This window comes from Pontibacter qinzhouensis (assembly GCF_008017455.1).
GTDB lineage: Bacteria > Bacteroidota > Bacteroidia > Cytophagales > Hymenobacteraceae > Pontibacter > Pontibacter qinzhouensis.
The window spans coordinates 1-13,498 of the sequence record NZ_VRTY01000030.1; the positions used below are offsets into that span (position 1 = coordinate 1).

The following is a 13,498-nucleotide window of genomic DNA, read 5'->3' on the forward strand; positions in this document are numbered from 1 at the left end:
AAGTAAACGAGAACCAGAAATCTGTACTGTTCAATAAAATAAACAAGCACTTTAACGGAGATTTGGCCGGAAAAACGTTTGCCATCTGGGGGCTTTCCTTTAAACCAAAAACCGACGATATGCGCGAAGCACCGTCATTGGTGATAATTGAGAAACTGTTGGAGCAAGGTGCCAGCGTTAGAGCCTACGACCCGGTGGCTATGAAGGAAGCAGAGCATACACTTGGAGACTCTATTCACTATGGGAAAGACGAATACGAAGCGTTGATTGATGCAGATGCCCTGCTTTTAGTTACAGAATGGCCGGAATTCAGAGCACCTAACTTTAACGTAGTTGGTAAACTTATGAAAGACCGTGTCGTATTTGATGGACGTAATATTTACGATGCAGCTGAATTGCGTGAAAAAGGTTTCGTATATTACGGCATCGGTGTTAAACAAACCGTAGAACAGGAAAACGCAGCAGTATAACAACATTATGTCAAGAAAACGTGTATTAGTAACAGGAGGCGCAGGCTTCCTGGGATCTCACCTTTGTGACCGGTTAATTAAAGAAGATTACCATGTAATTGCCATGGACAATCTGATAACCGGAAACTTGAGCAACATAGAGCATCTTTTTCAACTCGAGAATTTTGAGTTTTACCACCACGATGTTTCTAAATTTGTGCATATACCTGGTAAGCTGGATTATATCCTGCACTTTGCATCTCCGGCCAGCCCTATAGACTACCTGAAGATTCCGATCCAGACGCTGAAAGTTGGTTCTTTGGGTACACACAACCTGCTCGGCCTTGCCAGAAACAAGAATGCCCGTATGTTAATTGCTTCTACATCAGAAGTATACGGCGATCCGCTAGTACACCCCCAAACAGAAGATTATTGGGGTAATGTAAACCCAGTGGGGCCACGTGGCTGCTACGACGAGGCTAAGCGCTTCCAGGAGGCCATGACTATGGCTTACCACATGCACCACGGCTTAGAAACCCGCATTGTTCGTATATTCAACACCTATGGTCCTCGCATGCGCCTGAACGACGGCCGTGTGTTGCCAGCGTTCCTGAGCCAGGCTCTGCGAGGTGAACCTTTGAGTATTTTTGGTGATGGTTCTCAGACAAGGTCTTTCTGCTATGTAGACGACCTGATAGAAGGTATTTACCGTTTGCTGTTAAGCGATTATGCTTATCCGGTAAACATCGGGAATCCGTCTGAAATTACGATTAAGCAATTTGCTGAAGAAATATGCAAACTTACAGGCGTGGAACTGAAGCTTGAATACCAGCCACTACCGAAAGATGATCCGCAGAAACGCCAGCCAGACATTACCAAAGCCAGAGAAGTTCTCGGATGGGAACCACAGGTAGGTCGTGAGGAAGGACTTAGAAGAACACTGGAGTACTTTAAAGAGAACATCCATGTAGAACCTAAAGAGGCGAGAAGCTTCTAAGTAAAAAGAAAAGAGGCTTAGGTTAACATAACCTGAGCCTCTTTTCTTTTAAGTATCCTGCAACAAAATGTCACGCAGCCGCTCGCCACTTTTTCCATCAAATTTGTAAAGCCAATCTTCCGTAAATTTTGGCTTGTTAGGAAGTTGTTGCTGGTGCAGTTGATCGATATGCTGCAGCGCCCAGTCAAGCTCCTGCATATTATACACCGGATGTGCAACACCTGCATCTATAAACGATTTCGATACATCCAGTTTGCCTACGGGATGGTTTTCTAAAGTTATGACAGTGGTGTGCTCCATCGCGGCAAGGGGTAGCAGATAGGTGGAGAAGAAGCCAATAATGATATAGGTAGATGGTAATATGTTTATGAGTTTGTTGTCATCTATCAATTCAAAATTTTTATTCTTTACTAAATAAAGGTTTTCGACAGTTTGAGTGGGATGCAGTTTTATGTAAAATTTAAATCTTTCAAACTGAGGATTATAAGATAATGAAGAAAGGAAATTTGAGTAATTTGAGTCTGTCCAGCCTAATAAATTTCTACAATTTAATCCTTGATCAATAAATAAAATATTTTGATGTAAACGCTCTTCTTTATTTATTTTAGGTAATGAGTCGAATAGAGGTATGCCAATAAAGTAAGATTCAAATTGGTGACTAAAAAGATAAAATGGGAAATGACCATTACTGTTCTTTTCGCTAAAGGATATATATGCATTAGGCAAACACAAAGGTGAATTAATTTCTATAACAGTTTTTTCATAACCAATCCTTGATCTGATTTTGCAGAACTCTGTAAAGAATTCCTGGTATTGTTTTTCTAAGTGAGATTTTGTTCGAATTAAGAATAACTGACCTCTTAACCTTTCTTTAAATTGCTTTACTACTTTAGAAGTCCGTTTAATTAAAGATGTTTTTTTAGGGGATCGAACGAAAAATTTTGCTAATCTCATATTTATATTCTCATCCCTCAAGCCATGATCTATTATGATAGTTTTAATGCCTAATTGTTTGCAAGCTAAACTTAGAGCCATATGATGATATGATTCAATAAAAATAAAGAGTACTTTATGAGGCTTTATTTGCGCAAGTAGATCAAATGCATTATTGTAGTCACTCCAATAAACTGCCTTTCCAAATGTTTTATAATAATTGCTAGTCTCTTCTTTGTAGGATATGAACTCTGCAAAATATAGGTTAAAAGATGTAATTAAGGCGTGAAACGCAGTAACTACATCTTCTCTATTATAATTTCCGACAATTAATATGTTAGGTTTGACTGACATTTTGTTTAGTTGTATTCCTTAAAAGATTCTCTATAGTCTGATTGAATATATGCTTATGTTGATCTTTTGTATGCTGGACAAATTTTCAGGTGCCGTTTTAATAACCTAATTCTAAATAAGGACTTATTCAATATGAAGCGTAAAAAATAAAGATAATAACCTATTTTTATATGGCAAATATCTTGATTGTAGTTCCTGTAATTGCACATGAAGGCATTACATCGTTGGTGACGTCACAAGTAGACGAACTCCTACTTAAAAATCTAAATATCACAGTGGTTGTGCTATCTTCTATAAAATTAGATTACTCACCCTTTAATCTACCACCAGATAAAGTAATTGAATTACATAGTAGCGAAACTTACCTTTCTGTTAAAGCACTTTTTAATTCAGTCAAAATAATTAAATCACTAGTAAGTATAGTCACTAGCAAAAAGATTGAAGTTGTATTTGCACATGCTCCTTATGGGCATTTTAATATGAGGGTTGTAAAGTGTTTATTAAAAAGCAAAAACACGTTCAGGTTAGTTCAATATTTTCATTTCCCACAGTTTGAGCAATTTCCAAATAACACTTTAAGAAGGAAATTATTCCATTTAGTTTTTGCACAATTAGCCAAAATAAGTGATGATGTGCATGTTTCTGTTTCACAAGCAGTAAAAGCTGACATTGAAAATAATTTCATAAAGATCAAGAACCACAAAGTGATTTATAACCCTATGTCATCTGTACCTGAGAACATAATAAATAAATATGTTGACAGCTCTATAAAATTTAGTAATAACAAATTCAAAATATTGTTGCCTGGCAGGCTCGACCATAATAAAGGACAACTATTTTTTATAACAGTATTTAGTCAATTTGTTAAGCAAAATAAATTGACCCAAAATGATGTGACATTAATAATTATTGGAGACGGGGATATACTGAATAATATTAAAGATACTATAGTGTCAGTTGGTCTGCAGTCGTATATTGAACTTCGTAGAGGAGTAGAACGGAGATTTCTTCTGAAATTGATGAGTATATCCAATATGGTTGTTGTGCCGTCGTATTTAGAAGGATTGGGGATGGTGGTTTTAGAAGCACTGCAAACGAAAACTTTAGTATTAGCTTCAGATACAAGGGGTATCAATGAAATCATCAGTCATAAAGAAACAGGTTATTTATTTAGGCCTGGCGATATAGAGGATTGCCTTGAAAAGTTAAATTATATTTTTAACCACCGATATACAACATTGATTAATCAGGATAAGGTTAAAAATGTTCTTAATAACACATTCTCGCTTGAAAAGCATGTTGAACAGCTTATGGAACTTATAGAACCACAGAGCCAAGTATGATTGTAAGGAGGATAATATTTATGTGTTATTGGTCCCTTATGGATGGTTTAACACAAGCAACAGTATTGCCGTGCCTTCAGGAGCTTCAGAAGCTTTCCTTTATAAATTCAATTTTATTTATAACAATAGAGCGGGAAGGACATAAGTTGGCTTTAGAAGACAATATGTTGCCAGATAGTGTCGAGCATGTGCCAATTTATTCAAAAAATTATTCAATAAGTATCCTGAATAAAATATTTGATTTTATACTTTTTCCTAAACTGTTGGTTCATTTAAGTAGGCAATATAAAATTACACTTATCATAGCCCACGGAGCACCCGCCGGAGCTTTAGCTTACAAAGTTTGGAAGCAAACCAAGATTCCATTTTACGTAAGCCTTTTCGAACCGCATGCTGCTTATATGCTAGAGTCTGGTGTTTGGAGCCGAAGTGGCTTGAAGTACAGATTTCAGAGTTATTGGGAGAAAAAGCAAAAGCAGTACGCGACTGGCCTATTGCCAGTTTCTGAGCAATACCGACAATTGCTAGAAAAGGAAGGAGTGCCACCTGAAAAGTTGAGAACAATTGCGTGTACCACCAACTTAGATCACTTTCAATTCCTGGCCTCTCATCGATATGCATTTAGAGAAAAACTAGAATGGCAGCAGGAGGTTATTGGTGTTTACGTAGGTAAGTTTGGCGGTTTATATTACCAAAACGAAGCATTTGCGATTTATAAGATTTGCTTTGAAATAATTCCTGGCTTCCGTTTACTTATATTGTCACCACAGGATCATGTTGAAATAAATAAAGATTTGTTGCGGCACCAGCTTGATGTAAGAAAGGTGAAGGTCATGTCCGTGCAGCACAACGAAGTAGCAGCATACCTCTCTGCAGCAGACTTTGCGTTTGCTACCTATAAACCAGGTCCTTCCAAAAAGTATCTATCCCCCGTTAAAATAGGTGAATACTGGGCCAGCGGTCTGCCTGTGCTGCTCACAGAAGGTGTAGGAGACGATAGTGACATTATCAAGAATGAAGGCGGAGGTGCTCTTTTTAATTTAAAAGAAGAAGGTAGCGTTGAAAAGGCAATCCTGAAGATACAGGAGATTATAAAACAACCAGGGCACCGCGAGCAGATACGGGGGCTGGCAATAAAATACCGGTCACCAGATCAGATCAGAGAGGCTTATGAGTATTTCCTGGGAGAGAAACTGAATGGCTGAGACACGTGTGCTTTTTGTGGTGCCCTACCCACAGGGGCAGGCGGCTTCTCAGCGTTTTAGGTTTGAACAATACTTGCCGAAGCTGCAGCAGGAGGGTTTTTTAGTAGAAGTAGCTTCGTTTTGGAGCAGCACCAGCTGGCGTTTGCTTTACCAGAAAGGCAAAACTTTTCCAAAACTCCTAGGATTAATGCAGGGTTTCCTGAATCGGCTTTTGCTGTTGCCCCATCTTCATAAGTACGAGTTTGTGTTCATCCACCGAGAGGCTACACCCATTGGTCCGCCCTGGTTTGAGTGGCTGGTGGCAAAAGTGTGGCGAAAAAAAATGATATATGACTTCGACGATGCCATCTGGCTACCCAACACTTCTGCAGGAAATAAAGCAGTTGCCAGGTTAAAATGGCACCACAAAACGGCTGACATCTGCAGGTGGAGCTATAAAGTGAGTTGTGGCAATAGGTATTTACAGCAATACGCACTGCAATTTAATACAGCAGCCGTTCTTTTGCCCACTACCATTGATATTCGGGAGGAACATGGGCGGGAAAAGCAGAAGCTTAGCCAAACGATCAGAATTGGCTGGACAGGCTCTCACTCTACCTTGCCATACCTGACTTTAGTAGAACCCGTATTGCACCGGTTGGCGCAGCAGCATGAGTTCGATTTTATGGTTATAGCAGATCAGGACCCGTATTTACAGAAAGTCTCTTACAGGTATGTTCCCTGGAAAAAAGAGACCGAAGTAAACGATCTTTTGCAATTCTCCATTGGTATCATGCCTCTTCCTGATACGGAGTGGGCCAAAGGGAAATGCGCCTTTAAGGCCTTACAGTACATGGCGCTGGGCATACCGGCAGTTGTTTCTAAGATCGGGGCAAACACAGAAGCAGTTGTTGATGGCTATACCGGCTTCTGCTGCGACAATGAGCAGGAGTGGTACTTGCGGCTGGAGCAACTGTTGGTAAATGCTCCGTTAAGAGTAGAGATGGGGGCGGCTGGACGGGCACATGTAGCCGAACATTACTCAGTTAAGGCCAACTTGAAAAAATTTATGGGCCTGTTTACCTAAATCTTCTTGTTGTGTTTTAAGAAAGTACGCGCCTCTTTAAAATTATCAGATTTCTTATCACTGTTGTTTATTACGATGGTGTAATAGCGTTTCGCTTCTTTCATGTCTTTCTCCTCCTTCGCAATTCTGGCCAGGTTCAAAAACGAGTTCAGGTAATAGCCTGAATCCTTCTCGCCTGTTAATTCTGTAAACTTGATAACCTGTCGGTAGTGTTGTTTAGCTCTTACAAAATCGCGGTATTTGTTCTGGTTAATGTAGGCCAGCACATAGGAGGCGTAGCGTCCGCTGATAGCTTCGTAACCAGGCATTTTTTGATCCAGTTTGTGTAATATGTCTTCAGATACTTGCTCTGCCATGGTAAAATGACCTTGCACAAACAGCAGGCGGGCATAGGTTCTGTGGAAGTAGGCATTGTCGGGGTAGCGGGTAATAAGGTCCCTTGATACACGTAAGGCATCAACCAGGTTACCTTCTTCGTTTGCGTAAATGCGCATCAGGAAAAACTTGGCCTCTGTAGCTGTATAGAAACCATTATTGGCTACATGGCTGAGTTGCTTTATGCCCAGGCGTTTGTCGCCGCTAGGAAAGAAAGCGAGCACAGGGCGCAGGAGCTTGTAGTTTTCATGAATCCAGATTGAGTAGTAGTTAAAGAGCGCCTCGCCGAACAGGAACTCCGGGCTCAAACCATTGCCAGACTTGGCTTTCTCCATGTACTCAAGGGCGCGTTTGCTGGCGACGGTGGCTTTGCGCCAGTTGCTGCGCTCCGAATGTAGCCGGGCCTCAAAGCCATAGGCAGCGGCCAGAAAAAAGGCTGCTTCAAAGTTTTTGTTGTCCTGGCTGTAGAGTTTATCTGCTTTTTGTACGGTGCTGTCCATGTAGGCGAAGAACAGGTCGTCGTACTGCATGGTCTGGATGTTGGTAGGTACAATCTTCCACCAGTTGCTCAGGCCCATCAGGAAATAAGGCATCGGGTGCTCCGGGTAGCGGCGGCGCAACGACTTAAACTGCTTTTCGGCACGCTCATACTTAAAATTGTACATGTTATCCACAGCGCCTTCCAGTTCATACTGTATTTCCTTATTAATCAGCAGCATTCCCTTCACGTTCCCCTCCGGCAGCACCTCTACCTCCGAAAAGTCGTATTCAGGCATGTAAATGGAGTCCGACTGTGTGGTATCAGCCTGAGGCTCCTGCAGTTGGGCAGAGGCAAGAAAAGGTACTAAGATGCTCGCAGCAACAAAAAGGAATATTTTCATGAACAGGAATACAATGCAGGTGTTTCGGTTAAACTGCCTCTCAGGTACTGAAAAGCTAAAAGTAACAACAATTATGCTAAATTTGAATGATAACCATTGAATTTTAAAATGAATCTACTGAAACAACTCTGTAAAATACATGCGCCGTCAGGTAACGAAAAAATGCTATCCGACTTCCTGATAAACTATATAGAGAAGCATAAAGTTCAGTGGAAAGTGAAACCACAGGTACTGACCGGAACTGCCTTTCAGGATTGCATATTGCTGGTTTTTGGAGAACCCCGAACAGCCATTTTTGCCCACATAGATTCTATTGGTTTTACCGTGCGCTATGGCAACCAACTGGTGCCAATTGGCGGCCCCGATGTAAAAGACGGCTATACGCTGGTGGGTCAGGACGAGCAGGGACCTATTGAATGCACTCTTGCCTATGATACCGAAGAGGGCGAACTGACCTACAACTTTGAGCGCGAAATTGAGCGAGGGACGGAGCTGGTTTTTAAGTCTGATTTCCGGGAAACCGATGAAACCGTACAATCGTGCTACCTCGATAACAGGCTAGGAGTCTGGAATGCGCTACAGGTGGCCGAAACCCTGGAAAATGGTATTATTGCCTTCAGTTGCTGGGAAGAACATGGTGGTGGTTCTGTGGCTTACCTCTCCAGGTACATTTATGAGCAGTACGGGGTGCAGCAGGGGCTTATTTCAGATATAACGTGGGTAACGGAAGGGGTGCAGCCCGGCAATGGCGTCGTAATATCCATGCGCGATAGCCTGATTCCGAGAAGATCGTATGTGCAGCGAATTATAAGCATAGCCAAAGAGGCAGGCGTACCTTTCCAGTTGGAGGTAGAAGGCGCCGGAGGCAGTGATGCCAAGGAACTACAACGCAGCCATTACCCCTGGGACTGGTGCTTTGTAGGTGCTCCCGAAGATCATGTGCACTCGCCAAACGAAATCGTAAATAAAAAAGATATCGCCAGCATGGTAGCCCTTTATAAAGCGCTGATGGAGAAGCTGTAGAGAATAACCCAAAGGCCTCTAACCCTTGACTCCAAAACGCCTGAAAAGCTTCTGAAGGCCGGTTTCATTCAAATAATTTGGTTGTTGATGCTTAGTTGTTGTTTGTTGAAAGGCCGAATGGCGAAACGGTTGTTTTGGTAATATGAGAATTGGGAGGATCCTGCTCATTCATTTTGATGAACATTAGAGTAGTCTTATAGTGCTTCTCCAATTTGATTGATATAGGAGTTATGCAGACTTCTTTGGTTTCGGATCCCATTAATAAAAGCCATGGAATCTGCCCAGTATATTGCCTGTTTGTTGAGTGAGCCGCGCAAAGTTAGCTGCGTAAAGGCCAGTGAGGTTCTGGAGTTCTCGCATGGAGTGCTTCCGCACTATCAAGCAGGAGTGCCATGCCCAGCATTTCTTTGTGCGACAGACGCAAGCTATCCAGAATCACATCTTCTGTGTGCTGCGGGCCTTCCAGAGACTCACCTGGATGAGCCAGGACAAAATTATAGAGAATGTATATGCCCTCCAGAAGAAGCTTTTTCTCCAGTTGCAGCGGGAATTCATTTATAACTATGCGTAACTCCTATGATAGAGTTAATTAACCTGGCGAAGCATCAATATACTTCAAAAGAAAACTATGTACCTGACTTTTGGTAACTAACTTCTTACTACCCTTGGCACAAAAAGCCAAAAAAACCTTCTGAAGGCTATTTTCATTTAAATAATTGTGGTAACCATCGCTTAACAGAAGCTGTGATTGCCACAATTATTTACCAGGCAATCCATCGCAAATCAATATAGCATTAAATTTATATATAAACTGTTGATAGACAGTGGGTAATGCTTTATTTTGTTCAATTCTGGCTTCGTTGCTTCAAGTTGTTTTCCTGATTAAATTATACTTCGCTACATTTCAAATTTAAGCTGCGTTAGAACTTGTAATACAATGCTGCAAGAGGTTAGTGCAGAACAATTTGCGCAGAAACAACTACTAAAGATTAATGCTACTATTCGTTAGGATATTTCAATACAAACGCTTTTCTTTAAAGAGTACATTTCACAATTCAAAACCCAACGCTTTCTTTATGGAAAATATCCTTTACGCAATTCCCGGTTTCGGATTAGCTGCTCTTTTATACACCTTGTTCAGGTCTGCCTGGGTCACGAAACAGCCTGCTGGCAACGAGCGCATGAGTACAATTGCCAAGCACATAGCCGATGGTTCCATGGCTTTTTTAAAGGCAGAGTACAAAGTGCTTTTCTACTTTGCTGTTATTGCTTCGCTGTTCCTTTTTTACCTGGGCTATACCAGCGAACGATCGCATTGGCTTATTGTGGTTTCGTTTCTGATCGGGGCATTTTTGTCGGCTCTGGCAGGTTTTATAGGCATGCGCATTGCCACCAAAGCCAACGTTCGCACAGCAGAGGCTGCCCGTACCAGCCTGTCTAAAGCGCTGGAGGTATCGTTTGCGGGCGGCACTGTTATGGGCATGGGTGTGGCTGGCCTGGCCGTGCTGGGCCTTGGGTCTTTGTTTATTGTGTTTTACTACATGTTTGTACAGAGCACTGGCGCGGAAGTAAATGGCCTCGAGATGGAGCGTGCCCTGGAGGTGCTCACCGGTTTCTCGCTAGGTGCAGAAAGTATTGCCCTCTTTGCCCGTGTAGGTGGCGGTATTTATACCAAAGCAGCCGATGTGGGTGCCGACCTGGTAGGTAAAGTAGAGGCAGGCATACCCGAAGACGATCCCCGTAACCCTGCCACTATTGCCGATAACGTTGGCGATAACGTAGGCGACGTAGCTGGTATGGGAGCCGACCTTTTTGGTTCGTATGTAGCCACCATTCTGGCAACCATGGTGCTGGGCCGTGAGGTAGAAGTAACCGATAGCTTCGGAGGACTCTCGCCAATAATTCTGCCTATGCTCATTGCAGGCCTCGGTATAATATTTTCGCTTATCGGGATGCTCTTTGTACGGGTAAAAGAAGGAGGCAATGTGCAGGCCGCCCTTAACCTCGGCAACTGGATATCGGTTATTCTGACAGCTGTTGGTGCTTATGTTGCCATTCACTGGCTTCTTCCCGAGAACCTGTCGTTGCGTAATTTTGAGTTTACTGCTAATGGTGTGTTTCTGGCAGTACTGGTGGGGCTGGTGGTTGGCTCCTTAATGAGTATTATCACAGAATACTACACGGCTATGGGCAAAGGCCCGGTTAACTCAATTGTGCAGCAATCGTCTACGGGGCATGCCACCAACATAATTGCCGGTCTGGCAGTGGGTATGCACTCTACTGTTTTGCCTATTATTGTGCTGGCCGCCGGTATTGTGCTTTCGTATGCAGCAGCCGGTTTATATGGTGTGGCTATTGCAGCGGCTGGCATGATGGCTACTACCGCCATGCAACTTGCCATAGATGCCTTTGGGCCGATAGCTGACAACGCCGGTGGTATAGCCGAAATGAGCGAGTTGCCAAAAGAGGTGCGCGGCCGCACCGATATTCTGGATGCAGTAGGTAATACCACAGCAGCAACCGGTAAAGGTTTTGCTATAGCCTCTGCCGCGCTTACCTCGCTGGCGCTGTTCGCCGCTTTTGTGGGCATAGCCGGTATCTCCAGCATCGACTTATATAAAGCACCCGTATTGGCAGGTTTGTTTATAGGAGCCATGATTCCGTTTATTTTTTCAGCGCTCTGTATTGCGGCGGTGGGCAGAGCGGCCATGGCTATGGTGCACGAAGTACGCCGGCAGTTCCGCGAAATTCCGGGTATTATGGAGGGAACAGGTATGCCCGAATACGATAAATGCGTAGCCATTTCTACCAAAGCCGCCATCCGGGAAATGATGTTGCCGGGTGCCATAGCGCTCATTGTTCCGATTATTGTTGGGTTCGGCTTTAGAGGTGTTTTTGCCGATACGTCGTCTCCTGAGATTTTAGGCGGTTTACTGGCAGGTGTTACCGTGTCGGGTGTGCTGATGGCCATGTTCCAGTCTAACGCAGGCGGTGCCTGGGACAATGCCAAGAAATCGTTTGAGAAAGGTGTAGAGATTAACGGAAAAATGGAGTACAAAGGCTCTGAGCCGCACAAAGCTTCCGTTACCGGCGATACCGTAGGCGATCCGTTTAAGGATACCTCCGGGCCATCCATGAACATCCTGATCAAGCTCATGTCTATTGTTTCGCTGGTAATTGCACCACACATTGCGTTAGACCAAACTCCTCCGATACCCGAACGTCCCATCGAGATCAACATGGAAACAATACAGGAACTGCCTTTAACCACGGCTATGCAGGCAGAAACGACTAAAATTATAACGCTGCCTTAATCTCTGTTTTTAATTTAAGGCACAGCTACATACTAGTTGCCTGAATATAAAAGCCCAATCTTGCCTTATTCTGACGTTAATTTTTGCTGGCGGGCAGTAGAACAGTGGTTTTAAGAAGCTTTTTTTGATATTTAAAGTTTTGCCTTCTTTTCCGGAATCGGGTGGCAGGCATACTTTAAACAAACAAAGGCTCCTTCTGCTGCAACGCCTGAAGTAAAAAACCAACAGCGGATAAGCGCAAAGTTGGGCTTATTTTTTATTTATACTTACCTTTGTTTAGATCATCAACGTCAGACCCATGGAACCTCGGATAGTAACCTTGCACGATTGCCAGTTCAGCACCTATATTTTTGAGGAGGAAATTCTTGCTCGCATTCAAATGCTGGCCGATGAGATCAACAAGGATTACCAGGAGAAGAACCCCTTGTTTCTGGCCGTGCTCAATGGCTCCTTTATGTTTGCTACTGACTTGCTGAAGCGGGTAACGGTGCCATGCGAAATTGCCTTTGTGCGTCTCTCTTCTTACAAGGATATGCAGAGCACAGGCAATGTAAAAGAAGTACTAGGCCTGGTGGATGATATAAAAGGCCGCCATGTAGTGGTGCTGGAAGATATTGTAGATACAGGCCATACCTTGCAGGGGCTGGAACAACAGTTGCTCGATAAGCAGCCGGCTTCGCTGGAGGTAGCGGCGTTGCTCGTAAAGCCGGAGTGCCTGCAGCACCAGATCGAGCTGAAGTATGTTGCTAAAAACATTCCAAACGACTTCGTGGTAGGCTATGGCCTCGATTATAACGGCATTGGGCGTAACCTGCGCGACATATACAAAATTGTATCTTAAGCGCCAAAAACTACAACCTGATTGCCTGAATTGGCAAACAAAATTTTTGTGCAGGTTGTCGCCTTAAAAACGAACAAAATTTTAATTTTATAATTACTTTTGCTTTTTACATTCACGAAAAGATATGCTCAACATTGTTTTGTTTGGCCCTCCAGGAGCTGGAAAGGGAACACAAAGTCAGAAATTAATTGAAAAGTACAACCTTATCCACCTCTCAACCGGAGACTTATTACGATCTGAGATAGCGGCTGGTTCTGAGCTTGGCCTGAAGGCTAAGTCTTTGATGGACAACGGTATACTGGTTCCTGATGAAGTGGTGATCGGCATGATCGCAAACAAAGTGAAGGAGCACTCCACTGCTTCAGGTTTTATTTTTGATGGTTTCCCACGTACCGTGCCGCAAGCGCAAAGCCTGGATAAACTCCTGCAGGAGAATGAAACAGAAATCACAGCCATGCTGGCCCTTCAGGTAGACGACGAAGAACTGACAAACCGCTTGTTGCTGCGTGGCCAGACTTCTGGCCGCCCCGACGACCAGAACGAAGAACTGATTCGGAAGCGCGTGCAGGAGTACAACACCAAAACCGCACCAGTAGCAGATTACTACACTGGCCAGGGTAAATTTTTTGCGGTTGATGGCATAGGCGAAATCGATGAAATATTCGGACAGCTTTGCCAGCATATCGATAGCCTGAAGCAATAGTTGCCAGGGCATTA

11 protein-coding genes and 1 pseudogene are annotated in these 13,498 nt (G+C 43.3%); 10 read left to right on the forward strand and 2 right to left on the reverse strand.

Annotation, left to right across the window (positions count from 1 at the left end):
• Positions 1–470: UDP binding domain-containing protein (locus tag FVR03_RS09670; protein WP_147921544.1), on the forward strand; the 470-nt coding region annotated here is incomplete at its 5' end.
• 7 nt (positions 471–477) lie between these two features.
• Positions 478–1,446 carry a UDP-glucuronic acid decarboxylase family protein gene (locus FVR03_RS09675; RefSeq protein ID WP_147921545.1) on the forward strand — a complete coding sequence of 323 codons (969 nt, stop codon included), beginning with the start codon at positions 478–480 and terminating at the stop codon, positions 1,444–1,446.
• 48 nt (positions 1,447–1,494) lie between these two features.
• Here the strand turns inward: FVR03_RS09675 and FVR03_RS09680 are convergent, their stop codons facing one another.
• Positions 1,495–2,733: a polysialyltransferase family glycosyltransferase gene (locus tag FVR03_RS09680; protein ID WP_147921546.1), complete on the reverse strand. Its 1,239-nt coding sequence runs from the start codon at positions 2,731–2,733 to the stop codon at positions 1,495–1,497.
• A 170-nt stretch (positions 2,734–2,903) separates the two neighbouring features.
• On the opposite strand from FVR03_RS09680, the gene FVR03_RS09685 reads away from it, so the two are divergent.
• From FVR03_RS09685 to FVR03_RS09695, 3 genes are read left to right on the forward strand one after another with little or no spacing between them, the layout of a single operon-like run.
• Positions 2,904–4,076 carry a glycosyltransferase family 4 protein gene (locus FVR03_RS09685; protein ID WP_147921547.1) on the forward strand — a complete coding sequence of 391 codons (1,173 nt, stop codon included), beginning with the start codon at positions 2,904–2,906 and terminating at the stop codon, positions 4,074–4,076.
• A gap of 38 nt (positions 4,077–4,114) precedes the next feature.
• Positions 4,115–5,281, forward strand: a complete 1,167-nt coding sequence (locus FVR03_RS09690; RefSeq protein WP_187270105.1) for a glycosyltransferase — start codon at positions 4,115–4,117, stop codon at positions 5,279–5,281.
• Entirely contained in the window at positions 5,274–6,347 is a 1,074-nt protein-coding gene (locus FVR03_RS09695; RefSeq protein ID WP_147921549.1) for a glycosyltransferase, read from the forward strand. Before FVR03_RS09690 ends, FVR03_RS09695 begins: the two co-directional genes overlap by 8 nt.
• Here FVR03_RS09695 and FVR03_RS09700 read toward each other — a convergent pair.
• Complete coding sequence (locus FVR03_RS09700) at positions 6,344–7,603, reverse strand: tetratricopeptide repeat protein (RefSeq protein ID WP_147921550.1); 1,260 nt, start codon at positions 7,601–7,603, stop codon at positions 6,344–6,346. The genes FVR03_RS09695 and FVR03_RS09700 overlap by 4 nt on opposite strands.
• A 108-nt stretch (positions 7,604–7,711) precedes the next feature.
• On the opposite strand from FVR03_RS09700, the gene FVR03_RS09705 reads away from it, so the two are divergent.
• The 5 genes and pseudogenes from FVR03_RS09705 (at position 7,712) to FVR03_RS09725 (ending at position 13,484) form a co-directional block, all read left to right on the forward strand.
• A complete protein-coding gene (locus FVR03_RS09705; RefSeq protein ID WP_147921551.1) occupies positions 7,712–8,626 on the forward strand; it encodes a M20/M25/M40 family metallo-hydrolase in 915 nt (304 codons plus the stop codon).
• Positions 8,627–8,987: 361 nt separating this feature from the next.
• A pseudogene (locus FVR03_RS09710) lies at positions 8,988–9,197 on the forward strand (IS701 family transposase); the annotation flags it as partial.
• A 505-nt stretch (positions 9,198–9,702) separates the two neighbouring features.
• Entirely contained in the window at positions 9,703–11,940 is a 2,238-nt protein-coding gene (locus FVR03_RS09715) for a sodium-translocating pyrophosphatase (protein ID WP_255474150.1), read from the forward strand.
• Positions 11,941–12,238: 298 nt separating this feature from the next.
• Positions 12,239–12,781, forward strand: coding sequence for a hypoxanthine phosphoribosyltransferase (gene hpt, locus FVR03_RS09720; protein ID WP_147921553.1), 543 nt, complete (start codon positions 12,239–12,241; stop codon positions 12,779–12,781).
• A gap of 124 nt (positions 12,782–12,905) precedes the next feature.
• On the forward strand, positions 12,906–13,484 hold the full coding sequence (locus tag FVR03_RS09725; protein WP_147921554.1) for an adenylate kinase: 579 nt from the start codon (positions 12,906–12,908) through the stop codon (positions 13,482–13,484).
• Positions 13,485–13,498 lie beyond the last annotated feature (14 nt).